Source organism: Janthinobacterium sp. GW822-FHT07H10, assembly GCF_058798675.1.
Window position 1 is genome coordinate 48,601 of record NZ_JBXAKS010000008.1, and the last position, 22,980, is coordinate 71,580.

At 64.2% G+C, this 22,980-nt stretch carries 17 protein-coding genes; 11 read left to right on the plus strand and 6 right to left on the minus strand.

All coding sequences use genetic code 11. The annotated features are described in order from the left end of the window. Positions 1-9: 9 nt before the first annotated feature. Positions 10-1,320, minus strand: coding sequence for an amino-acid N-acetyltransferase (gene argA / locus AC1RDJ_RS18455; RefSeq protein WP_046685875.1), 1,311 nt, complete (start codon positions 1,318-1,320; stop codon positions 10-12). 56 nt (positions 1,321-1,376) lie between these two features. On the opposite strand from argA, the gene hrpA reads away from it, so the two are divergent. Beyond that, entirely contained in the window at positions 1,377-5,672 is a 4,296-nt protein-coding gene (gene hrpA, locus AC1RDJ_RS18460; RefSeq protein ID WP_493028336.1) for an ATP-dependent RNA helicase HrpA, read from the plus strand. 185 nt (positions 5,673-5,857) lie between these two features. Here hrpA and AC1RDJ_RS18465 read toward each other — a convergent pair whose 3' ends face one another. Next, positions 5,858-6,445 (minus strand): PRC-barrel domain-containing protein, encoded by a 588-nt coding sequence (locus AC1RDJ_RS18465; RefSeq protein ID WP_493028337.1) that lies wholly within the window; start codon positions 6,443-6,445, stop codon positions 5,858-5,860. Positions 6,446-6,683: 238 nt separating this feature from the next. Here AC1RDJ_RS18465 and AC1RDJ_RS18470 point away from each other — a divergent pair, with 238 nt between their 5' ends. The 3 genes from AC1RDJ_RS18470 to AC1RDJ_RS18480 all read left to right on the plus strand — a co-directional run bounded on the left by AC1RDJ_RS18470 (position 6,684) and on the right by AC1RDJ_RS18480 (position 11,612). Continuing rightward, positions 6,684-7,925, plus strand: a complete 1,242-nt coding sequence (locus AC1RDJ_RS18470) for an extracellular catalytic domain type 1 short-chain-length polyhydroxyalkanoate depolymerase (protein ID WP_493028338.1) — start codon at positions 6,684-6,686, stop codon at positions 7,923-7,925. A 352-nt stretch (positions 7,926-8,277) separates the two neighbouring features. Then, positions 8,278-9,492, plus strand: a complete 1,215-nt coding sequence (locus AC1RDJ_RS18475) for an MFS transporter (RefSeq protein WP_071322455.1) — start codon at positions 8,278-8,280, stop codon at positions 9,490-9,492. An 83-nt stretch (positions 9,493-9,575) separates the two neighbouring features. Further along, on the plus strand, positions 9,576-11,612 hold the full coding sequence (locus tag AC1RDJ_RS18480; protein WP_493028339.1) for a GNAT family N-acetyltransferase: 2,037 nt from the start codon (positions 9,576-9,578) through the stop codon (positions 11,610-11,612). A gap of 77 nt (positions 11,613-11,689) precedes the next feature. Here the strand turns inward: AC1RDJ_RS18480 and AC1RDJ_RS18485 are convergent, their stop codons facing one another. Beyond that, a complete protein-coding gene (locus AC1RDJ_RS18485; protein WP_071322457.1) occupies positions 11,690-12,955 on the minus strand; it encodes a putative Na+/H+ antiporter in 1,266 nt (421 codons plus the stop codon). A gap of 216 nt (positions 12,956-13,171) precedes the next feature. Here AC1RDJ_RS18485 and imuA point away from each other — a divergent pair, with 216 nt between their 5' ends. From imuA to AC1RDJ_RS18505, 4 genes are all read left to right on the plus strand, one after another. Next, on the plus strand, positions 13,172-13,882 hold the full coding sequence (gene imuA, locus AC1RDJ_RS18490; protein WP_493028340.1) for a translesion DNA synthesis-associated protein ImuA: 711 nt from the start codon (positions 13,172-13,174) through the stop codon (positions 13,880-13,882). Continuing rightward, positions 13,812-15,299, plus strand: coding sequence for a Y-family DNA polymerase (locus tag AC1RDJ_RS18495; protein WP_493028341.1), 1,488 nt, complete (start codon positions 13,812-13,814; stop codon positions 15,297-15,299). Before imuA ends, AC1RDJ_RS18495 begins: the two co-directional genes overlap by 71 nt. Positions 15,300-15,415: 116 nt before the next feature. Further along, the gene (locus AC1RDJ_RS18500) at positions 15,416-16,120 is read left to right on the plus strand and encodes a glutathione S-transferase N-terminal domain-containing protein (RefSeq protein ID WP_071322459.1); all 705 of its coding nucleotides are present in this window, start codon (positions 15,416-15,418) and stop codon (positions 16,118-16,120) included. Between the two features lie 80 nt (positions 16,121-16,200). Then, complete coding sequence (locus tag AC1RDJ_RS18505) at positions 16,201-16,965, plus strand: alpha/beta hydrolase family protein (RefSeq protein ID WP_071322460.1); 765 nt, start codon at positions 16,201-16,203, stop codon at positions 16,963-16,965. Here AC1RDJ_RS18505 and AC1RDJ_RS18510 read toward each other — a convergent pair whose 3' ends face one another. The 3 genes from AC1RDJ_RS18510 to AC1RDJ_RS18520 all read right to left on the minus strand — a co-directional run bounded on the left by AC1RDJ_RS18510 (position 16,966) and on the right by AC1RDJ_RS18520 (position 19,659). Next, a complete protein-coding gene (locus AC1RDJ_RS18510) occupies positions 16,966-17,232 on the minus strand; it encodes a hypothetical protein (RefSeq protein ID WP_493028342.1) in 267 nt (88 codons plus the stop codon). It abuts the gene before it with no gap. A gap of 133 nt (positions 17,233-17,365) precedes the next feature. Then, positions 17,366-17,716 (minus strand): hypothetical protein, encoded by a 351-nt coding sequence (locus AC1RDJ_RS18515; RefSeq protein WP_071326266.1) that lies wholly within the window; start codon positions 17,714-17,716, stop codon positions 17,366-17,368. Between the two features lie 71 nt (positions 17,717-17,787). Continuing rightward, positions 17,788-19,659 (minus strand): M61 family metallopeptidase, encoded by a 1,872-nt coding sequence (locus tag AC1RDJ_RS18520; protein WP_493028343.1) that lies wholly within the window; start codon positions 19,657-19,659, stop codon positions 17,788-17,790. 354 nt (positions 19,660-20,013) lie between these two features. Here AC1RDJ_RS18520 and AC1RDJ_RS18525 point away from each other — a divergent pair, with 354 nt between their 5' ends. The 3 genes from AC1RDJ_RS18525 to AC1RDJ_RS18535 all read left to right on the plus strand — a co-directional run bounded on the left by AC1RDJ_RS18525 (position 20,014) and on the right by AC1RDJ_RS18535 (position 22,980). Continuing rightward, entirely contained in the window at positions 20,014-20,475 is a 462-nt protein-coding gene (locus tag AC1RDJ_RS18525; RefSeq protein WP_071322463.1) for an Hsp20 family protein, read from the plus strand. Between the two features lie 285 nt (positions 20,476-20,760). Then, positions 20,761-22,269, plus strand: a complete 1,509-nt coding sequence (locus AC1RDJ_RS18530) for a Do family serine endopeptidase (protein WP_493028344.1) — start codon at positions 20,761-20,763, stop codon at positions 22,267-22,269. Positions 22,270-22,320: 51 nt separating this feature from the next. Next, positions 22,321-22,980 (plus strand): response regulator, encoded by a 660-nt coding sequence (locus AC1RDJ_RS18535; RefSeq protein ID WP_071322464.1) that lies wholly within the window; start codon positions 22,321-22,323, stop codon positions 22,978-22,980.

The following is a 22,980-nucleotide window of genomic DNA, read 5'->3' on the forward strand; positions in this document are numbered from 1 at the left end:
TCGAGTGGGCTACAGGGTCTTGATCAGCACCTGCGACTTGCGCTGCCAGTTATACATATGCTGGCGGTCCTTCGGCAAATCGTCGACGGTGGCCGGTACGAAGCCGCGTTTCTTGAACCAGTGCGAGGTGCGCGTGGTCAAGACGAACAGCTTGTTCAGGCCGGCGGCGCGCGCGCGGTTTTCCATGTGTTTCAGGATGCGTTCGCCATCGCCCTGGGCTTGCACTTCCGGGTTCACCGTCAGGCACGCCATTTCCGCCATCTTTTGCGCGGGGAACGGGTACAGGGCGGCGCAGCCGAAGATGACGCCGTCATGCTCGATGACGGAGAAATAATCGATTTCGCGTTCGATCAGCTCGCGGCCCCGCTTGACTAAAGTGCCGTCCGCTTCCAGCGGTTCGATCAGTTTAATGATGCCGCCCACGTCTTCGATGGTGGCCTGGCGCAGGCTTTCCAGGTTTTCATGGCTGATCATGGTGCCCACACCATCATGGGTAAACAATTCCAGCAGGGCCGAGCCATCCATCGAGAAGGGCACGATGTGCGAGCGTTCGACGCCGTTATGGCATGCCTTGACGCAATGTTTTAGGTAAAACGCGGTGGCGTCCGGCAAGAAGCCGGCCATCAGCACGGCTTCGGCCTGGTGCGACGACAGTTCGCGGATTTCCACGCCCGTGGCGTCTTCCATCATCGGCGTTTCCGTGATGAAAATCAGCTTGTCCGCGTGCAGGGCGATGGCGGCGCTGCAGGCCACGTCTTCCATGGTCAGGTTGAACGCTTCGCCGGTCGGCGAGAAGCCCAGCGGCGACAGCAGCACCAGGCCGTCCGAACCGAGGATGGAATGGATGGTTTCGGCGTCGACCTTGCGCGTGATGCCCGTCAGTTCCAGGTCCACGCCATCGATCACGCCCAATGGGCGCGCCGTGATGAAGTTGCCGGAAATGATACGGATGGCCGCATGCGACATCGGCGTGTTCGGCAAGCCCTGGCTGAAGGCGGCTTCGATATCGAGGCGCAGCTCGCCGGCCGCTTCCTTCGCGCATTCCAGGGCGGCAATGTCCGTGATGCGCACGCCATTGTGGAAGCGGCCTTCGACGTTACGCAGGGCCAGCTGCTCGGCTACCTGCGGTCGCGAGCCGTAGACGACGGTGACGTTGATGTCCAGCGCATGCAGCAGGGACAGATCATGGGCCAGCACCTGCAGCGCCCCGGCGCTGACGAGTTCACCGGGGAAGGCGACCACGAAGGTCTTGCCGCGAAAGGCGTGGATGTAGGGCGCGACTGAGCGCAGCCATTGGACGAATTGGGTAGGGTTTTCCATTAAGCGCATTATAATTCGCTGCGCGATGTGCGCGCTTAAAATACCTGTAAAAAACAATGTCTTCAGCCAGCAATAAGTCTTCCCCTCCTTCCCCTGTTGCGAATGTGTCTATTCCTGCGCCCGTTTCCGGGGCCGGCGACACCGCCACGGCGCCAGCGGCTGCCCCCGCGCAGCCGCGCGATGGCGGCCGCCAGCGCCCTCCCGTGAGCCAGCAAAGACCACAATCGCCGCGCGCGGAGCAGCAGAAACAGCAGCAGCGGCAGCAACAGCAGCAGCGCGCCGGAGAGGGCAAGCCCCAGCCTGCGCGCCCGCCACGCGAGGGACAGGCGCCGCGCAATACGCCGGCCGGCCGCGAGCATCATGAAAACCGCGACAGCCGCGACACGGCCCGCGCCGCGCGCGAGGCCGAGAAGGCGTTCCGCAATTCGCTGCCGCCGATCACCTATCCGGAAGACTTGCCCGTCTCGGGCCGCCGCGCCGAAATCGCCAAGGCCCTGACGGAAAACCAGGTGATCATCGTCTCGGGCGAGACGGGGTCCGGCAAGACGACGCAGCTGCCGAAGATTTGCCTGGAACTGGGGCGTGGCCAGAAGGGCTTGATCGGCCACACGCAGCCACGGCGTATCGCCGCCTCGTCGACGGCCAAGCGCATCGCGCAGGAACTCGGCACGCCGCTGGGCGAAACCGTGGGTTTCAAGGTGCGCTTCGCCGACACGCTGACCAAGGGCGCATCCGTCAAGCTGATGACGGACGGTATCTTGCTGGCCGAGACGCAGACCGACCCGTTGTTGAAAAATTACGACACCATCATCATCGATGAAGCGCATGAGCGCAGCCTGAACATCGATTTCCTGCTTGGCTATCTGAAGCAGCTGCTGCCGCGCCGGCCCGACCTGAAGATCATCATCACCTCGGCCACCATCGACGCCGAGCGTTTCGCGCGGCATTTCGGCACGCCGGAGAAACCCGCGCCCGTGATCGAAGTGTCGGGCCGCCTGTACCAGGTGGAAGTGCGCTACCGCCCCGTGGAGCGCGAGCAGGTGGCCATGCCGGGCGCCAACGCGAATGCCGACAAGCCAGGGCAGAGGACCGCCGCCGCGCGCGAAAAGCGCGACTTGATGGATGCCGTCGTCGATGGCGTGGAAGAACTGTGCCGCATCGGTTCGGGCGACGTGCTGGTGTTCTTGCCGGGCGAGCGCGAAATCCGCGACTGCGCCGAAGCGCTGCGCAAGCACCATCCGCCGCATGTGGAAATTTTACCGCTGTTCGCCCGCCTGTCGGCCGAGGAGCAGGAGCGCGTGTTCAAGACCAGCAATGCGCGCCGCATCGTGCTGGCCACCAACGTGGCGGAAACGTCGCTGACCGTGCCCGGCATCCGCTACGTGGTCGACGCGGGCCTGGCGCGCGTGAAGCGTTACAGCTACCGCAACAAGGTCGAGCAGCTGCAGGTCGAGCCGATCGCGCAGTCCGCCGCCAACCAGCGCGCTGGCCGCTGCGGCCGCGTGGCCGACGGCGTCTGCATCCGCCTGTACGAAGAACAGGATTATCTGCTGCGGCCGAAATTCACGGAGCCGGAAATCCTGCGCTCCTCGCTGGCCGCCGTCATTCTGCGCATGAAGTCGCTGCACCTGACGGACGTGGAAACCTTCCCCTTCATCGAGCCGCCGCTGGCGCGCGCGATCGCCGACGGCTATCAATTGCTGCAGGAACTGGGCGCCGTCGACGAGGTCAACAAGCTCACGCCGCTGGGCAACAAGCTGGCCAAGCTGCCGCTGGACCCGCGCGTGGGCCGCATGATCCTCGCCGCGCTCGATAACGCGTGTTTGACGGAAGTGCTGATCGTCGCTTCGGCCCTGTCCGTGCAAGACCCGCGCGACCGCCCGATGGAGCACCAGCAGGCGGCCGACGAGGCGCACAAGAAGTTTGCCGATGAAAAATCGGAATTCCTCAGCTACCTGAAAATCTGGCGCTGGTTCGAGTCCGCCATCGAGCACAAGAAAACCAACCGCCAGCTGCAGGACAATTGCCGCACGAATTTCCTGTCGCAGATGCGCTTGCGCGAATGGCGCGACGTGCATTCGCAGTTGTTGACCATCGTCAAGGAGCAGGGTTGGCGCCTGAACGAAGCGCCGGCCACCTATGATAATCTGCACATGGCCTTGTTGACCGGCTTGCTGGGCAATATCGGCTTCAAGGGCGAGGACGAGCCGGGCGCCGGCTATCTGGGCGCGCGCGGAATCAAGTTCCATATCTGGCCCGGTTCCTCGCTGCTGAAAAAACCGGGCAAGTGGATCATGGCGGCCGAACTGGTCGACACGACGCGTTTGTACGCGCGCTGCGTGGCGCAGATCCAGCCCGAATGGCTGGAAAAAGTGGGCGAGCACCTGCTGAAGAAATCGTGGGGCGAACCGCGCTGGGAAAAACGCTCGGCGCAGGTGACGGCGTCCGAACGGGCGACCCTGTATGGCCTGGTGGTGTACAGCCAGCGCCGCATCAATTACGGCAATTTCAACTTGCCGGAAGCGCGCGAAATCTTCATCCGCGACGCCCTCGTCGGCGGCGACTTCGACACGCGCGCGCCGTTCTTTGCGCACAACCACAAGCTGATCAAGGACATTGAAAACCTCGAGCACAAATCGCGCCGCCTCGACGTGCTGGTCGACGATGAACTGATCGCCGCCTTCTACGACAAGCTGCTGCCGGCCGACGTGTGCAATGGCGCCGGTTTCGAGAAGTGGCACAAGGATGCCACGCGCGAGAATCCGAAGCTGCTGTACCTGAACCGTGACGAGCTGATGCGTCACGAAGCGGCCGGCGTGACGACGGATCTGTTCCCGAAAACCATGTCCGTGACGGGCCTGGAGATGGGTCTCACGTACCACTTCGAGCCGGGCAGCGTGCGCGATGGCGTCACCTTGAGCGTGCCGTTGTACGCGTTGAACCAGTTGCCGCGCGAGCGTTGCGAATGGCTGGTGCCGGGCATGCTGAAGGAAAAAGTGCACCTGCTGTTGAAATCACTGCCGCAAAAGCTGCGCCGCCACTGCGTGCCGCTGCCCGATTACGCGGCCAAATTCTGCGAGCGCGTGCACGCGGCGGGCGTGTTTGGCCGGGGCGACCTGATCGACGCCATCATCGCCGACATCCGCACGCAGATCACGATCAACGTGCTGACGACGGACTTCAAGCCGGAAACCCTGCCTGCCCATCACTTCATGAATTTCAAGGTGATCGACGAGCATGGCCGCCAGCTGGACATGGGCCGCAACCTGGCTACCTTGCAGGCGGAATTCGGCGGCCAGGCGCGCCAGAGTTTCCAGAAGCTGGCGGAGGTGTCTGGCGTATCGGGCGCGGGTACGCCTGCTGCCCGCGTGGCGGGCGCGCAAGTGGCGTCGCGGCTGCAGGCGCAGGCGCAGGGCGCCACTGCCGTGGCGGGCAAGGGCGGCACACCCGCCAAGGGCGCTGCCGCGGCAGCGCCGGCATCCGCGAATGCCACCGTGTCGCAGCACATGGGCTTGACGGGCTGGACCTTTGGCGAATTGCCGGAACTGCTGGAAATCGTGCAGGGCAAGCTGACCCTGATCGGCTTCCCGGCCCTGGTCGACAAGGGCACGCATTGCGACCTCGAAGTGTTCGACGATCCCACCGTGGCCGCGCGCACGCACAAGGTTGGCTTGCGCCGCCTGTTCGCGCTGCAGATGAAGGAGCAGATCAAGTACGTCGAGAAAAGCATCCCCGGCTTGCAGCAGATGGGCATGCAATTCATGGCCCTCGGTTCGCAAGAGGAGCTGCGCGAGCAGATCATCAACAAGGCGCTCGATATTGCGTGTTTGCAAGATCCGCTGCCGCTGGACGCCGCCTCGTTTGCCAAGCGCCAGGCGGAGGGCAAGTCGCGCCTGGTGTTGCTGGTCAATGAAATTGCCCGCCTGCTGTCGCAAGTGCTGACGGAATTCCACGGTTTGCCGAAACGCCTGCAAAACATTCCCGCGGCGGCCGCCACCGATATCCAGGCGCAGCTGCAGGGCCTCGTGCATAAGCGCTTCCTGACGGAAAACGAGTACACGCAACTGGCGCATTTCCCCCGCTATTTGAAGGCGATCAATGTGCGCCTGGAAAAATTGCGTGCCGACCCCGCGCGCGACACCAAGTTGATGGCCGAGTGGCAATCGGCGGCCGCGCCGTATTTGCGCCAGGCCAAGGATCGCCAGGCTGGCAAGAACACGGACCCGAAACTCGTCGATTTCCGCTGGATGCTGGAAGAGCTGCGCGTATCCCTGTTTGCGCAGGAATTGCGCACGCCGATGCCCGTGTCTGCCAAACGTCTGCAAAAGGTATGGGAATCGATGCAGCGCTAGGTCGGATGAGCGCGTCCAAAGGGCGCGCGTAATCCGACAACATCGTTGGCGCGAGCGGTGGATGATGTCGTGGGCCGGCGGTGGGGTGTCGGTGGCATCACGGGTGGTGTCGGATTACGCGGCTGCGCCGCTAATCAGACCTACGCCGACGTACGCCGACCGACACGTCCCCGGGGCCTGCCTGATCAATTGCGCTTGTCCAGCCCATCATCATCGCCGAGCGAGGAGCGGGCAGCCCGGTCGCCCTGGCTGCTGCCCGTGCCGGCGCGGCTGCCGCTCATCGAGGTGCCGGACAGGCTGCCTTCGCTGTCCGATTGCAGGCTGGCGCCACCGCGCAGGTCGCTGCCGGACTGCATGCGCCCGCCCACCATGCTGCCGTAGCGCGTGCCGCTGCCATAGAACGCTTCCATCTGCTGGTTCCACGCGTCGCTGCCCATGTCCGGCCAGTTGTTCTTGTCGAAGCCGGGCGCGTCTTTCAGCTGGCCTTTTTCCACGTTCAGCAGGAAGCGCTTGTTGACGGGGTCGAGCGTCAGGCGCTCCCAGGGCACGGCAAACAGCTTGTCGCCCATGCCCAGGATGCCGCCGAAGGACAGTACGGCATAGGCGATCTGGCCCGTGCGCATGTCGAGCATGATTTCCTTGATGTCGCCCAGTTCTTCATCGCTGTGATTGTAGACATCGTCGCCAATCAGGGTGTCGGCCCCCATCAAGGCTGGCCCGGGGCCGTCGTGGTTGCGGTACATGCCCAAGATGTCTCGGTCCAGATAGCTCATGGTGTTCTCTCCTGTGTGAAGTGCTGATCGAACACCCAGATTAAGCATACGGCCAAGGTCGCGCTTGATCTGCCTCAATGGTGTCCGGGGCACTTTTATATGCGGGCAAACGTACGGTGCCGTAAGCCAATTGCGGTACTCTATGTGCTCAACGGAGGAGAGCGCGCATGCTGATTACGCAACGAGGCAGTTCGACGACCCGGCGCCATGCTCCACAGCGACAGACGGATTTCTTGCCATGGTGAAGCCCACAACCAAGTGGTTGCGCGGCTTGCTGCGCGTCGGCAAGGCGCAGCAGCGCACGGCGACCAAGCTGGCGCAGGTGCTGTTCGGCCCCGTGTCCGCCAAGCCCAAGCCCCGTGGCAAGGTCAGGGTCAAGGCCGTGAGCAAGAGCATCGTCAAGACCGCGGGCAAGACCGTGGCCAAGCCCGCCAAGCCGCGCGCCAAGCCTGCCGGCGACGCGCTGGCGCGTTCCGCCGCACCGGCGCTGGCGCCCTTCGCCACGCCGCTGTCGCCGCCGCGCGCGCGCAAGCGGCCCGCGCCTGCGCCGGGCAAGTGGCTGGCCGCCCACTATGCGCCGTTGCCGGAGCTGGGACAGTTGCCGGGCCGGCGCCTGAGCTATTTCCTGTACTTGCCGGACAAGCCGCCGAACGCGGTCATGAGCAGGCGTGGCCGGCCGCTGCTGGTGATGCTGCATGGCTGCGAGCAGAGCGCCACGCAGTTTGCCGAGGGCACGCGCATGAACCGCCTGGCCGAGCGCAAGGGCTATGCCGTGCTGTATCCGCAGCAGTCCATGCGCTCGCATGCGCGGCGCTGCTGGAAGTGGTACGACAGGCTGACGCAGGAGGGCGGCGGCGATGCGCGCCTGATCGTCGGCGCCGTCGAGCAGGTGGCGGCGCGCCATGCGATCGACCGCGCGCGCATCTATATCTGCGGCATTTCCGCCGGCGCCGGCATGGCGCATATCGTGGCCCTGAATCACCCGCAGCTGTTTGCCGCACTGGGCCTGCATTCGGGGCCCGTGTTCGGCGCCGGACATAACCTGATCGGCGCGCTGAACGTGATGCAGCATGGCGCCGCCGCCCGCATGGACGCCGCCATCGACGAAGTGCTGGCGCGCCAGCCCGCGTTTCCCCGCCTGCCCACCCTGCTGCTGCAAGGGCTGTCAGACAAGGTGGTGCGCCCCGTGAACCAGGCGCAGCTGGTGCGCCAGAGCCTGCGCGTGAACCGCATGCCGGCCGACACGCTGGTGACGGCGCAGCGCCTGCCGGCGGGGGCGGCGGGCAGCCGCAACCCGGCCCATGCATATGCGCTGCATGATTATCAGGTGGGCAAGGATGTGCTGCTGCGCGTGGCGCAGATCGAGCACCTCGAGCACGCCTGGAGCGGCGGCGACGCCAGCCTGCCGTTCAACGACAAGGCCAGGCCCGACGCCAGCAAGATGCTGCTGGACTTCTTCGCGCGCCACCGCCGCGCCTGAGTTGCCGATAAGTTGCCGATAAGGTGCCGGACTGCACCGTGCTGCGGCGCGACCGTCACTGGTACACCTGCTTTCTCCTACCTGGCGTGGCGCCGGGCTTGCCGCCGCGCGGCCGCGCAAGCGCGCCGGCAGGCCGCCTGCACGCTTTTTCCTTCATTGCATCGCATATGGCCCTGTCGTGATTTCCACGCAAGTGGTATTGCTGCGGTATTTAAAAATAACAAAAATAGCGGTAAAAAATACTAAGTGGTATACAATTGGTACACGTTATCAGTGTTGGGCCCGGCTTACCGCGCCACTCCCTGGAGACAGGGAAGCGCCGCCGGCAGCCGCCTACGTTACGGAAGTCGCCATGTATATCAAGTCCAGACAGCTGCTGTGGTTTTTTGCGTTTTTCCTCGTATTTGAGCTCAATATCTATTTGTCGAATGACATGATCATGCCGGCGATGCTGGTCATCGTCGACGAGTTTCAGGCGGATCAAAAGTTCATTCCCCTGTCCTTGAGCCTGTATCTGCTCGGCGGCAGTTCCCTGCAGATTTTCCTCGGGCCGCTGGCCGACTATATCGGCAAGCGCAAACTGGTGTTGACGGGCAATACGCTGTTCTTGCTGGCTACCTTGACGGTGCCGTTTGCCACCTCGATCGAGCAATTTCTCGCCGTGCGCTTCGTGCAGGGCATGGGCTGCTGCTTCATCTTTGTCGGTTACGCCATGATCCATGAGCTGTTCGACGACATGGCGGCCGTCAAACTCAGCAGTATTCTGTCCAGCACCACCATCCTCGCGCCCCTGGCAGGGCCCATCCTCGGCAGCGCCATCCTCAGCCAGCTGGACTGGCGCTATGTGTTTTTCCTCTCCGGCCTGCTGGCGCTGCTGTCCCTGCTGGGCTTGTTCAAGTGCATGCCGCAGATGGCCGTGACGCGGCCGCGGCTCGATGCCGGCGCCATCGTGCGCAGCTATGCGCGCATCTTCGGCAACGGGCGCTTCATGTTCGGCATGTTTACGGCAGGGCTGGCCACCGTGCCCCTGACGGCCTGGATCGGCTTTTCGCCCATCTTCGTGCTGCAGGAGATGGGCGCGTCCTACGCCACCTATATCGCGCTGCAATGCGCGATCCTGTCGGGCTTTGTCCTCAGCAGCATCGCCATCCAGCGCCTGCGGCAAGACTTTCCCCTCGTCTCCCTGCTGCGCATGGGCGGACTGGTCGCCGCGGCCGGCATGCTGGGCGCCGGCGCGGGCCGCCATCACGTCGATGTGTTTGCGGCCTGCATGTTTGTCTATTCCATCGGTTTCGGCCTGTTCAACGGCGCCCTGATCCGCAGTGCGATTACGGCCAGCAAGGAATCGCTGACCCTGACGACGGCCGCCATGAGCCTGCTGTATTGCGTCTATTTGTCCGCCTGGCTGCAGCTGTACAACGTGCTGTGCCAGCGCTTCGGCTATGCGCTGGAAACGTATGCGCTGCTGAATCTTCCCGTCATTCTGATCATCGTGGCTTGCCTGCTGATATTTACGCGGGGCATGGCGGGGCGCCGGGGAAGCGAGGTGCTGCTGCCCCAGCGTTGATGGCGCAACGATGCGCGTGTTGTTGACCTTGTTTTACCTCATACGAAGTTTACCTACACTCTCCTGTGGAAGATGGTGCGTTCATGAAAATAGATGACCTGGCCTCAAAACACGATCAAGCAAAGATTTTCAACCTGGAATATGAGTTTCGCATCAATAAGCTGAAACTCGATTACATCAAGCTGGCCGATGCGGGGCCGGCCGGCGCCGGCAGCGCGCAGATGGCCGAGGAACACCAGGCCGGCATTGCCGCCCTGCGCAGTTTCATCGGCGCCAATTTTACGCATTTCAATGCGGCAAGCTGTTCATCGCTGAGCTGCATCCCCACGCGCGCGCTCGGCGACGACGAGCGCTACCTGCACCGCATCTGGATGGGCGGGCAATTGCCGGCCATCGCGGCCGAGGCGATACAGCAGTGGGGCGCGGCGCTCGACGAGGTGCGCCACAATGGCGGCGCGCCGTATGTCTCCATCCTGTGGGTGTGGGATGCGGGGCAGTTGCGCAACGACGAGCGCTTCAGCCCGACGGGCGGGGCCGGGCGCTACACGGTCGGCCGTTACGCCTTCGGCGGCACGACCCTGCATATCAACTCGCTGCGCGCGCTGGCGCTGGATTTCGCGCCGGAACGCTTCGACTTGCTCGACATCCTGCATGCGCAGCGCTATTTCGCCACCCTGTCCGATTATTTCCGCATCCTTATCATGTGCGAATACGGCGGCATCTATATGGATGTCGACACCATCCCGCACAATCCGGCGACGATCTTCCTGATGAAGCCGGAAGTGCCCGATTATTTCCAGCGCAATAACGGCGACGCTGGGGACGCGCGCCATCATGTGAGCTGGATGAATCTGTTTCTCGATGAAACCGGCATGCTGATCGCCAAGCGCAATGATGCGGCACTGCGCTCGATCCAGCGCAATGTGAATCGCGCCTATGCGGGCATCGACCAGCAGATTCCCCGTTCCTGCCCGCAATTCGAAGCGCGGCTGTTTGGCCAGTTCTATGCCGAATGGAAGCAGCATCTGGGCCGGACCCTGCTCAGTCATGCCGAGTTCTACCAACGCTATTGCGTGCTGTACGACGGCGTGCGCGAAAGCGTCGTGGGCGGCATCCGCGGCATGCGCTTGCTCGACGACATCATCACGGACATGCACATTCCCCTCAGCGCGGAGGAGCGGCGCGCGTATGTGCGCTGCATCGCCGGACTGGACGATATCGACTGGCAACTCGATGATCCTTTGAGCCTGGTCAATGTCGTCGATGTGTTCGACATCGAGGAAGTGCCGCGCATGGCGTATGCTGCCCAATTGCGGGCGGAAATCGATCATTTCCACTATTACTCCGTGCTGTCGGACGATCCGCAGCTGGACCGCGTGAATGCCATCTTTTGCCGCTACCTGGTGGCCCACCGTTCCATGCATATCGCCGCAGGCGCCTTCTGGCGTCCCACCGTGGGTCGCCACGGCAGCGGCATGCCGGCAGCCAACGATGCCACCATGGCCGAAGACGAGGGCCAGGCGGGCTTGCTGTCGCATGCCCCGCTCAGGCTGGTGCCCGGCGAACTGCTGGGTGACGAGGCGAAGAACCGCATGGCGAAATTGCTGTTCGCCACCAGCTATCTCGAGTACTGCTCGTTCGGCAATAAATTGAATCTGCAATTCGTCGAACTGCAGCGGCGGCAGAATATCGAGCCCTACCTGGCGCATATCCATGGCTTGCACGACGAGGACGAGCGCTTCATCGGCTTTTTCACGGCCGCGACGATGGCCGAGTTCCAGGCCTGCGGCGCCGTCTCGTATTACCGCGATGACATGAAGGCGCTCGATGACGCCTATGACGAATTCGTGCTCGCGCATGCGCGCGCCGACGATTGCTTCGTCAGCAGCCTGGCCATCGACGAGAAATACCGGGGGCAGGGCTTGTTCAAGCAGATGTTCAATGAAATCCGCGACCTGGCCGGCCGCAAGGGCTGCGCGCGGATCACCCTGACGGTGTGGGAAAAGAGCGAAGCCTTGCAAGTGTACCTGCACAAGGGTTTTCGCAGCGTGGGCACGTTCGACTATGCGTACAGCCTGTTCTACGACCGCCTGCACTTCCTCGTATATGAGGGAAACTGAGGAGGGAAACTGAGGAAGGAAACTGAGGAAGGAACAGCGGGGAACAGGGGCGGCTGGCGGCCGCCCCTTGACGAGACTTACAGGGCCAGGAAGGCGAGGGCCGCCACGGCCGTCGGCAGCAGGGCGCCGGCCAGCAGGCCGACGGCGCCGATCGATTCATCCTTGAAGCCGCGGCGCAGCAGGGCCACGCCAGCCGGGTTCGGCGCATTGGCGATGACGGTCAGGCCGCCGCCGGCCACGGCGCCCGCCACCAGCATGTATTTCGCTTCGTCCGTCATGCCGACGATCAGCGAACCGAGGTAGGTCAGGGCGGCATTGTCGGTGATCGCCGTCAAACCGAGGGCGCCGAAGAACAGGGCCAGCGGTTTCAGGCTGGAAACGATGGGCTGCAGCCACCATTGCTGCATGCCGCCCAGCACCACCAGGCCGCCGAGGAAGAAGCCGACCAATAAACCTTCCTTCAGGATCAGCGGGCTTTGATAGCGCTCATAGGCCTGCACGAAGCCGAGGAAGAACAGGAACAGGCCGATGAACAGCACCGGATGGTGCGCCAGCGCCACCACGCCAGCGAGCACGATCATGTGCACGAGGCTGATGGCCAGCGGCACTTTCGGCGCTTCCACTTCACCGGATTTCGGCTTGATGTCGGACGTGTTGCTATGCAGGTATTTGCGCAGCAGGATGCTCACGCCCGTGGCGTTGACCAGCACGGCGATGGCCGCTTTCCAGCCGAAATGGCTGGCCATGAAGGCGCTGTCCCAGTTCCAGGTGGTGGCGACCATCAGCACGGGCGGCGCCGCGTACGAGGTCAAGGTGCCGCCGATGGAAACGTTGACGAAGAGCACACCCAGCGCGCCGTATTTCAGCCATTCAGGGATGCCCGGGCGAAAGATTTGCGGCGCCAGCATCAGCGCGGCCAGGGTCATGGCGGCCGGTTCCGTGATCATCGAGCCCGTCAGGGGCACGAGGGCCAGGCCCAGCCAGACGAGGGCCAGTTCCGTACGCAGCGGCATCACGCGCGCCACGCCTTTCAGCAGGCGCTGCACGGCGTCGAGCACGGGGCGCGAGGCGGCCACCACCATGACGACAAAGACGAACAGTGGCTCCGTATACTGGCGCGACTCGGCATATTCGATGGCCGCATCGCCGCCCGAGACAAAGGCCATGATGATGATCAAGATGAAGGCCCAGAAGCCGAACACAACTTCTACTTCGCCCAGCAGGTGCAGCAAGCCCGCATGGCGCGGATGGCGGTTTGCCAAGGTTTCAAACGACTTGGCGGCGAAGGTGTGGATGAGCGCAAGGCCGAAGACGATCGCGCTGATGAGTTGGATGGTGGTCAAATGAGTTTCCTTATGGACGGAGGATGCCGACTGGTACGTTGCCAGACGGTAAGGAGAGTGCTTATGGTACAGCAATCGATGCCCAGAACGGGTTTTTTCGGACGTGGCGGAGCGGCCCTGGCAGCGGCAATGCGCAGATAAGCCTTGCCAAAAGCGGGACTGGATAGTACTGTATATGCATACAGTATTCATCTTCCTCTTTCTTCATATTAAATCATGCAACATTCCGAATTGATGGCGTCGCCGGAAGCCTTGCACCCGTCCCTGTGGCGCGCCTCGCAGCTGGGACAGGCGGCCACGCGCTGCCTGGACACGGGCTTTGCCGCGCTGTCCGCGCAGCTGCCCGGCGGCGGCTGGCCTGGCGGCAGCCTGATCGATTTATTGGTGCAGCAGCCGGGCAGCGGCGAATTGCGCCTGCTGGCGCCCGCGCTGGCCCAGTTGCGTGATCTGCCCATCGTGCTGTTGCAGCCGCCCCATCCGCCGCAGGCGCTGGCCTTGGCCGCGCAAGGCCTGGCGCCGTCGCAATTGCTGTGGCTGCGCAGCGCCGGCAGCAAGGATGCCTTGTGGGCGGCGGAAAACATCTTGCGCAGCGGCAGTTGCGGCGCCCTGTTGTTCTGGCAGACGCACGTGCGCGGCGACAGCCTGCGCCGGCTGCACCTGGCGGCGCAAGGCGGCCATACCCTGTTCTGCATGCTGCGCCCGCTGCATGGCGCGCAGGATGCGTCGCCGGCGCCGTTGCGCCTGTCCGTGCGGCCGGCCGCCGGCGGCATCGAGATCGGCTTCATCAAGCGCCGGGGACCGCAGCGCGATGCGCCGCTGTTCCTGCCCCTGCAACCTCCTTCTGTACTGCTACGCCATGCGACTCTGGATCGGCCTTTGCCTGCCCCGGCTCCCGCTCGAAGTGTTTTGCCCGCGCTGGTCGGCTGACATTCTCGGCGTGGTGCTGGAGCAGGAGCAAGTGATGGCCGTGTCGCCGCTGGCGCGGGCCGCCGGCATCCGGCCCGGCATGCGCCGCGCGGGCGCGCTGATGCTGGCGCCGCAGGCGCGCCTGCACGAACGCTCGCCCGAACGGGAAGCGCTGGCCCTGCAAGAGGTGGCGTTGGCGCTGCTGCAATATTCGCCGCTGGTGGCGCAGGGCGAGGAAGCGACCCTGCTGGTCGACGCGGGCGCCAGCCTGCGCCTGTTTGGTGGCGTGCGCGCCCTGTGCCGGCAGATCGCGGCCAGCTTGCGTGCGCTCGGCTACACGGCCCAGCTATCGTGCGCGCCCACGGCGCGCGGCGCCTGGCTGCTGGCGCGCGCCGGTACGCGCCGGGGCCGGGTGCTGGGCATGGAGAGCCTCGTGCGCCGCCTCGACCGCCTGCCGTGCGCCTGGCTGCCGCCCGCGCGCCCCTGGCTCGACTGGCTGGACGGCATCGGCTGCCGCACCCTGGGGCAGTTGCGCCAGTTGCCCCGGCCCGGCCTGCAGCGCCGCTGCGGCGCGGCCCTGCTCGACATGCTCGACGATGCGCATGGAGACGGCACGGAACTGTTCGTCTGGCTGGAAGCGCCGCCCACGTTTCGCGCCAGCCTGGAGTTGTTCGACCGCGTGGAACACGCTGACGCGCTGTTGTTCGGCGCGCGCCGCCTGCTGCAGCAAATGACGGGCTGGCTATGCGCGCGGCAATTTGCCGTCGAACGCATCGCGCTGCTGCTGGCGCACGAGCGGGGCCGGGTGGCGCGCCCGCCCACCGTCATCGAGCTGGCCCTGGGCGAGGCCGTCTGGCGCGACGAGCATTTGTTGCGCTTGCTCAAGGAGCGTCTGGCGCAGCTGGTACTGGATGCGCCCGTGATCGGCCTGACCCTGGAGGCGCTGCAAGTGCAGCCGATGGCGCCGCCCAGCGCCACCCTGTTTCCCGAGCCGGGCGGCACGCCGCAGGAGCGCCAGCGCCTGATGGAATTGCTGGTGGCGCGCCTGGGCGCAGAAAATGTCTTGCAGGCATCACCGCGCGCCGATTACCGCCCCGAGGCAGCCAACCAGTGGCTGCCGCTGCCGGCCAAGCCCATTGCAAGAAGCGCGGTGCCGGACTTGCCGCCCGGCTTGTCCGGCATGCCCCGTCCCGGCTGGCTGCTGGCCCAGCCCATCGCCCTGCTGATGCGCGAGCACCGGCCATTCTATGGTTCACCGCTGAAAATGGTCTCCGTGGCCGAACGCATCGAGGCGGGCTGGTGGGGGCAGTCGCAGGCGCGCGATTATTTCATTGCGGAAGGACGCGACCACGCCCATTACTGGGTCTACCGCGAACGCATCGCCGGCGGCGGCGAAGATGCCGCACCGCGCTGGTTCCTGCATGGCTTGTTTGGCTGAGCGGGTGGCGCGGCGCAGGCAGGGCAAGCCGCCGCATGCGCTGCCCTGCTGAAATGGCCGTGCTTGGCTATACTGGCTGCCCGGCGTCGCGTCTTTCATATCAATAAAGGATTTCCATGTCACAGCTTTCCGACTTTCCCATCACCAAGAAATGGCCTGCCCAGCATCCCGAGCGCCTGCAGCTGTATTCGCTGCCGACGCCGAACGGCATCAAGGTGTCGATCCTGCTGGAAGAGCTAGGCCTGGCGTACGAGCCGCACCTGGTCAGTTTCGAGCAGAACGACCAGCTGTCGCCCGCCTTCCTGTCGCTCAATCCGAACAACAAGATTCCCGCCATCCTCGACCCGCAGGGGCCCGATGGCAAGCCGCTGGCGCTGTTCGAGTCGGGCGCCATCCTGTTGTACCTGGCCGAGAAGACGGGCCAGTTCCTGCCGCAGGACGCGGGCTTGCGCTATGAAACCATGCAGTGGCTGATGTTCCAGATGGGCGGCATCGGCCCCATGTTCGGCCAGGTGGGCTTCTTCCACAAGTTCGCCGGCAAGGATTACGCAGACAAGCGCCCGCTGGAGCGCTACATCGGCGAATCGAAGCGCCTGCTGGGCGTGCTCGAGCAGCGCCTGCAGGGCCGCGACTGGATCATGGGCGGGCAGTACACGATCGCCGACATCGCCATCTTCCCGTGGGTGCGCTGCCTGGTGGGCTTCTATGGCGCCGGCGAGCTGGTCGGCATCGACAATTTCCCGAACGTGCAGCGCGTGCTCGACGCCTTCCTTGCCCGTCCGGCCGTCGCCAGGGGCCTCGATATACCCAAACGCGATTAATTCTGGCCGCCTGCGCCGCTGGCCGGGCGGCGCTACAATGCGCCATCGGCCGGCATGCCCGGCAGCTTTAATCTGAGACAATGAAATCCACCCGGCAAGATTTTCCCGGCGCGCACGGCCATGTGCTGGCGGCGCGGCTCGACGCGCCCGATGGCGCCATCCGCGCCTATGCGCTGTTCGCCCACTGCTTCACCTGCGGCAAGGACGTGCTGGCCGCGCGGCGCATCGCGCAGGGTTTGACGGAACACGGCATCGCCGTGCTGCGCTTCGATTTCACGGGGCTGGGCGCCAGCGAAGGCGAGTTCGCCGCCACCAATTTTTCATCGAATGTGGACGACCTGGTGGTGGCTGCCGATTTCCTGCGCGCCAGGCACGCGGCACCGCAATTGCTGATCGGCCATAGCCTGGGCGGCGCGGCCGTGCTGGCCGCCGCCGCGCAAGTGCCGGAAGCAACGGCCGTGGTGACCCTGGCCGCGCCGAGCACGCCCGCCTACGTGACGCGCATGTTCAGCGATCACCTGGAGAAAATCGCCGCCGAGGGCGAAGCGCTGGTGCAGCTGGAAGGGCGACCGTTTCGCATCCGCCAGCAATTCGTCGACGACGCGGGCAGCCACAGTTTAAAAGACCACATCGCCGGCTTGCGCCGCGCCCTGCTGGTGATGCACGCGCCGAACGACACGACGGTGAGCCTGTCGAACGCGATGGATATTTTTACGGCAGCGAAACACCCGAAAAGCTTCGTCTCGCTCGACGACGCCGATCATTTATTGACGGGGCGCAATGATGCGGCGTATGTCGCCAATGTCATCGCTGCCTGGAGCGCGCGCTACCTGCAGCCGCAGTGATCAGGCATCCGGCCGCGCCAGTGCGGCGCTGATCGCATGGCAATCCGATTCATAGCCATGCAGGGGCAAGGATTGCAGCCTCCTGGCGTACCGCTCCATGGCGGCGGGATCTTGCGTTGCCGCCGCCGCTTGCGCCTGTTGCCCCAGTTCGCTGATGATGGCGGAATAGCACATATTGCTGTGAAACGCAGTCTGGAAGACGCCCGCATAAAAGGCCAGGAGGGCGGTGGACAGGACGGCGATGGCGGCAATGCTGAAACGGAGCATGAAGTCTTTCGCATGAAAAACGCCGTAACGGCACAGGGCAGATACGGCGCAGATGGCGGAACCGGTCGGATAAGCTGGGTGCCTGAAAAGTGCCCAGGGCAAGGCAACAAGGCCATGGGCCTTTTGCGGGCGCTCAGTCCTCGTCGAACTCGGCAGAAAGATCTTTCCAGCCCTTGCTGGCCGCAAAGGCCGAAAACTCTTCCGGCGCTTCCAGAACGATCAGTTTCTTGTCTTGCAGGCCCAGGTCGCCATGGCCGAAGTCGGGGCCCACGTAGCCGAGGCTGCGCAAGCGGGCCAGGATGTGGCCGACCAGGGTCTTGTCCTTGTAGGCACCCGCTTCGAGCGGGGCGGAAAAATCGACGTAGACGTCGATGATGCCGTAGCCTTCGTCGAAGATGCGGATGGCCTTGATGTCGTGGGCACGGCCGGAGCCGTCGGTGGCCTTGAAGGGGCCGCTGAGCTGGATGTCGGTGTCATTGTTCATGCCGCCAGCATACACCAAAAGCCGGCCCCGCAGAGGGAGCGCCACGCAAAATCCCCATGCCCGCGAGCACCTCAGCGCGCCTGCAGGATGGCCGACAGGCGGTCGCGCGTACCGGCGATGCGCTCCAGTTGCGGATACTTCAGGCCGCCATGGTAGTCGAGCGCCACCGTCTGGAATTGCTTGCCCTTCCTGACCAGCAAGTTGATCGGCTGCTTGCCCTCCCTGGCCGCCTGGATCGCCGCCTTCAGGAGCTTGGGCGTGTACGCCGTGCCATTCACGGCCAGCAAGGTGGTGTTGCCCGACAGGCCGGCCTGGAAGGCGGGGCCGTCCCACAGCAGCTTGCCGATCTTGCCCTCCTTGTCGACGCTCAAACCCAGCGAATACGTCAGGTCCGTGCTCTTGCCGCGCTCTTCCGTCGCTTTCATGAACGGTGTCGGCGTGTCGCGGTAGACCAGTTTCCAGCCGGCGCGGGCCAGGCCGTCGAGCGGTGCGCCGGGGCCATGGCCGTCCAGGCGGCTGCGCAGAAAACGTGCCCAGTCGTGCGGCTGCACGGCGTTCAGGGCCGCCACCACGTCGTCGAAGGTGTAGGGCAGCGGCGTGGTGCTGCCATCCTGCACGCCGAAGAAGGCGCGCGCGAAATCGTCGAGCGAACGGCGTTCGCCCGACAGTTCGCGGATGGTGGTGTCGACGTCGAGCCACACCAGCGCCCCTTCCATATAGTAGTCTTCATCGCGCTGCCAGCTGCTCCAGCCGATGGGACGGCGGCCATTGATGATGGGATCGTTGGTCGTGTCCTGCATGGCGCGCCAGCTGCGCCCGGGCATCACGTCATACTGGGCCGCCGTCGCCGCGAACAGGTCGCGCATATTGGCCGGCGCCACCAGGCCGGAGCGGGCCGCCAGCACATTGCCCCAGTACTGCGTCTGGCCTTCATACACCCACAGCAGGCTGTTTTGCAGCGGCGTGTTGAAATCCGGCGTGTCCTGCCCGCCCGGACGGCGGAACTTGCCATTCCACGAATGCGCGAGTTCGTGCGGCAGCAGCACGCGGCCCGCCTCGTTCTTGTCCCAGTCGCTGAAATAGCCGGGCTTGACGCCGTTTTCGCTCGATTGCAGGTGCTCGCGGCCGATGCCGCCGAACTCGTCGCTCAAGGCCAGCAAAAAATCATAGTGGCGGTAATGGCGCGAAGCGAACAATTTATAGGCTTGCTGCAGCATGGCGCGGTGCTTCTCGACTTGCTGCGGTGTCGCTTCCAGGCTGTCGGCGCTGTCGGCCATCACGTTCAGGTGCACGGGGACTTTGGCGCCCGGATCGAGGTCGATGCGCTCGAAATGGCGTCCGGCAAAGACGGGTGAGTCGACCAGGGTGTCGAGGTCCAGCGGTTCGAAATCGACTTGCTGGCTGGCCGGCGTGGCCGCACGCGCGCGCACTTCCAGGGCGCTGGCAAATTCCCAGCCGGCCGGCAGGGTCAAGCTGGGCTGCACGACGATGTCGCGCGCGGCCCGTCCGGCCGGATACAGGGTCATCGCATGCCATTGCACGCCCAGCATGGCGCTCGTCATGGTGATGCGGCCCTGGCTGGCGTCGACGGGCGAGAGGAACTGGTATTGCGCTTCCACGGCCGTGGCGCCGGGTGGCACGTCGAGGTGGAAGGCGAACATGTTGACGGGGTCGCGCCGCCATTCCAGGGGCTGGCCGTTGGCGGACAGGCGCAGGCCGGCCAGCTGGTTCAGCGGCCCGCTGGGACCGTGGTTGCCCGGCACCCATTGCGGATAGAGCAGGGTCAGCTTGCCGGGCGTGGCCGGGATGCTCTCGCGGATGCTGAAAATCTGCTGCGCCACGTTGCTGGCGTCCACATGCAGGACGATGGGCGCGGGTGAGGCGGCCTGGGCCGCACTGGCAGCGAGGAAGATCAAGGACAAGCACAGGAGGGAACGGGACATGTGGCGGCGGGCTGGGGTGGCAAAGGGGCAGTATAAGTAATCCTCGGGAAAATTTTGTGAAATTGTGACAAACAGAGCCGGACGCCATGCAAGGCGGCCGCCGCGACGCGGTGCGAGTACGGCCAGCGGTGGGCAACACCGCAGGGCGCCCGTTATGGAAGCCAGAAGTCACCGTAATGTATTGGGGGTTACTGCGCATCGTATAAAAAATTCTTACAAATTCAGGGGCGTCTGGGGCGTTTTGCGCCGATTTCAAGGCCTTGAAAGGGGCTCGAATGGACGTATATCGGTAGCAAGCGGATGCTCATGGTGAGGTCCGCGATACTTATCGCTTAACTGAAAGGATATTTAATCATGCGTACTTTTGACCTTGCTCCTCTGTATCGTTCCGCCATTGGCTTCGACCGTCTGGCACAGCTGCTCAACGAACAGCGCGCCGATGCGCAGCCGAGCTATCCACCGTACAACATCGAACTGGTGTCGGAAGATAAATACCGGATCGTGATGGCATTGGCCGGCTTCTCCCGCGAAGAGATCGACATCATCACGGAACGCGATTCGCTGCACGTCACGGGCCGCAAGCAGAAAGATGGCGTCGAGCGTACCTTCTTGCACCGCGGTATCGCCGCCCGCGATTTCGAACAGCGCTTCCAGTTGGCCAACCATGTGAAGGTCACGGGCGCCACGTTTGAAAACGGCATGCTGACCATCGACCTGGTGCGCGAAGTGCCCGAAGCGCTGAAACCGCGCAAGATCGAGATCGAAGCCGGCAGCACGGCCACCGTCAGCGCGCTGGAACAGCGCCAGGCGGCCTAGGCTGACCCAGGCGCCCCTGCGGGCGCTTGAGCGGGCGGGAGGGTTCCGCCCTCCCATGCAGTAGAATACTGGCCGGTTTATCCGGCCAGTGTTGCGTCTGCACCCATGACAGCATTCCCCCTTTGTGACATTTTTCCGTGCAGCTGCCCATGCATGCGGAACGCAGGATTAAGCCATGCTTAAAGGCGCAAATGCCTGTTTCCAAATGGAAAAATGTTAAGCACCGCCTAAGACTCGTGGCCCAATATTGCATACATCAAAATCTCATTGAATGAGGAGCAATTCATGGAACAGCAAGCGAATAACGCATCTCTCAAGATCAAACGCACCGTAGCCGCGCTGGCCGCGATCGGTGTGCTGGGCGCCGGTGGCGCCATGGTCGTACATCAGAACAATGCCGGCGCGAATGCCGCGGCGCCAGCCGCCCCCGTGGCTGCCGCTGTCGCGCCCGTCGCCGCCGCGCCGCTGGTGGCCTTGCCCGACTTTAGCCAGATCGCCGCGCGCAACAGCCCGGCCGTGGTGAACATCAGCGTGACGGGCAGCACCAAGGTCGCGTATGACCCATCGGCCCAGGCTGGCAACGACGACTTCGGCAACGATCCCTTCTTCGAATTCTTCCGTCGCTTCCAGGGCCCGCAAGGGGGACAGCGCGGCGGCCGTGACGTGCCTACGCACGGCCTCGGTTCCGGCTTCATCGTCAGTCCGGACGGCATCATCATGACGAATGCCCACGTGGTGCGCGATGCGCGCGAAGTGACCGTCAAGCTCAACGACCGCCGCGAATTCCGCGCCAAGGTGCTGGGCACGGATCCGAAGACCGATATCGCCGTGCTGAAGATCGACGCCAACAACCTGCCCATCGTGCCGCTCGGCCATTCGAGCGACCTGAAAGTGGGCGAATGGGTGCTGGCCATCGGTTCGCCGTATGGTTTCGACAGCACGGTGACGGCCGGCGTGGTCAGCGCCAAGGGCCGTTCCCTGCCTGACGACAGCAATGTGCCCTTCATCCAGACCGACGTCGCGGTGAACCCCGGCAACTCGGGCGGTCCGCTGTTCAACACGCGCGGCGAAGTGGTCGGCATCAATTCGCAGATCTACAGCCAGACGGGCGGCTTCCAGGGCCTGTCGTTCGCCATCCCGATCGACCTGGCCAGCCGCATCAAGGACCAGATCGTCGCCACGGGCAAGGCCAGCCACGCCAAGCTGGGCGTGACGGTGCAGGAAGTCAACCAGGGCTTTGCCGACTCGTTCAAGCTGGCCACGCCGGAAGGCGCGCTGGTCGCCAACGTGGAGCGCGGCAGCCCGGCCGACAAGGCGGGCCTGAAGTCGGGCGACGTGGTGCGCAAGGTAAATGGTCAGCGCATCGTTGCCTCGGCCGACTTGCCGGCGCTGGTGGGCACTTCCTTGCCAGGCGACAAGATCAGCATGGATGTCTGGCGTGACGGCAAGATCGTCAGCCTGACGGCCACGCTGGGCAATGCGGCCGACAAGGTGGCCGAAGTGGCGAAGAGCGATAGCGCCGCCGGCAAGGTGAAACTGGGCCTGGCCCTGCGTCCGTTACAATCGGATGAAAAACGCGAGGCGGGCATCAGCGCCGGCCTGCTGGTGGAAGATGCGGGCGGCGCTGCGGCCAATGCCGGGGTGCAGCCGGGCGACGTGCTATTGTCGGTCAATGGCCGTCCCGTCAATACCGTCGAGCAGGTGCGCGACGTCGTCGACAAGTCCGCCAAGTCGGTGGCCTTGCTGATACAGCGCGGCCCCGATAAGATCTTCATTCCCGTGCGCCTCGGTTGATCCGGCGCAGGATGCAAGGTCGATAAAACAGTGAATATGAAGGAGTAGGGCATGCGGCTATTGCTGGTGGAAGACGATACGATGATCGGCGAGGTAGTGCTCGACTTGCTGCGCGCCGAGCATTACGCGGTGGACTGGGTCAAGGATGGCGACATGGCCGATACGGCCCTGCAAACGCAAACCTATGACCTGGTGCTGCTGGACCTGGGCTTGCCGCGCAAGGATGGTCTCGATGTGCTGCGTTCGATGCGTTTGCGCAAACTCGACACGCCGGTGCTCGTGGCCACGGCGCGCGACGCCGTCGAGCAGCGCATCGCGGGACTCGATGCGGGCGCCGACGATTACGTGTTGAAGCCGTATGACCTCGATGAGTTGTTGGCGCGCATACGCGCCCTGCTGCGGCGCGCTTCGGGACGGCCGGAACCGATCTTCGAGCACCAGGGCGTGTCCATCAATCCGCTGACGCGCGAAGTGATCGCCGATGGCCATCCCGTCAACCTGTCGGCGCGCGAGTGGGCCGTGCTCGAAGCGCTGATCGCGCGCCCCGGCATCGTGCTGTCGCGCGCGCAGCTGGAAGAAAAGCTGTACAGCTGGAAGGATGAAGTCAACAGCAATGCCGTGGAAGTGTATATCCACGGCTTGCGCAAGAAGCTGGGCAGCGACCTGATCCAGAACGTGCGCGGCCTCGGCTACATGGTGCCCAAGGCATGA

What these genes read in the sequence shown, in the direction of transcription:
- AC1RDJ_RS18525 (WP_071322463.1), top strand. Translation starts at nt 20,014, where the DNA reads ATGCGTACTTTTGACCTTGCTCCTCTGTATCGTTCCGCCATTGGCTTC.
- argA (WP_046685875.1), bottom strand. Translation starts at nt 1,320, where the DNA reads ATGGAAAACCCTACCCAATTCGTCCAATGGCTGCGCTCAGTCGCGCCC.
- AC1RDJ_RS18510 (WP_493028342.1), bottom strand. Translation starts at nt 17,232, where the DNA reads ATGCTCCGTTTCAGCATTGCCGCCATCGCCGTCCTGTCCACCGCCCTC.
- hrpA (WP_493028336.1), top strand. Translation starts at nt 1,377, where the DNA reads ATGTCTTCAGCCAGCAATAAGTCTTCCCCTCCTTCCCCTGTTGCGAAT.
- AC1RDJ_RS18520 (WP_493028343.1), bottom strand. Translation starts at nt 19,659, where the DNA reads ATGTCCCGTTCCCTCCTGTGCTTGTCCTTGATCTTCCTCGCTGCCAGT.
- imuA (WP_493028340.1), top strand. Translation starts at nt 13,172, where the DNA reads ATGCAACATTCCGAATTGATGGCGTCGCCGGAAGCCTTGCACCCGTCC.
- AC1RDJ_RS18505 (WP_071322460.1), top strand. Translation starts at nt 16,201, where the DNA reads ATGAAATCCACCCGGCAAGATTTTCCCGGCGCGCACGGCCATGTGCTG.
- AC1RDJ_RS18500 (WP_071322459.1), top strand. Translation starts at nt 15,416, where the DNA reads ATGTCACAGCTTTCCGACTTTCCCATCACCAAGAAATGGCCTGCCCAG.
- AC1RDJ_RS18535 (WP_071322464.1), top strand. Translation starts at nt 22,321, where the DNA reads ATGCGGCTATTGCTGGTGGAAGACGATACGATGATCGGCGAGGTAGTG.
- AC1RDJ_RS18470 (WP_493028338.1), top strand. Translation starts at nt 6,684, where the DNA reads ATGGTGAAGCCCACAACCAAGTGGTTGCGCGGCTTGCTGCGCGTCGGC.
- AC1RDJ_RS18465 (WP_493028337.1), bottom strand. Translation starts at nt 6,445, where the DNA reads ATGAGCTATCTGGACCGAGACATCTTGGGCATGTACCGCAACCACGAC.
- AC1RDJ_RS18475 (WP_071322455.1), top strand. Translation starts at nt 8,278, where the DNA reads ATGTATATCAAGTCCAGACAGCTGCTGTGGTTTTTTGCGTTTTTCCTC.
- AC1RDJ_RS18480 (WP_493028339.1), top strand. Translation starts at nt 9,576, where the DNA reads ATGAAAATAGATGACCTGGCCTCAAAACACGATCAAGCAAAGATTTTC.
- AC1RDJ_RS18530 (WP_493028344.1), top strand. Translation starts at nt 20,761, where the DNA reads ATGGAACAGCAAGCGAATAACGCATCTCTCAAGATCAAACGCACCGTA.
- AC1RDJ_RS18495 (WP_493028341.1), top strand. Translation starts at nt 13,812, where the DNA reads ATGCGACTCTGGATCGGCCTTTGCCTGCCCCGGCTCCCGCTCGAAGTG.
- AC1RDJ_RS18515 (WP_071326266.1), bottom strand. Translation starts at nt 17,716, where the DNA reads ATGAACAATGACACCGACATCCAGCTCAGCGGCCCCTTCAAGGCCACC.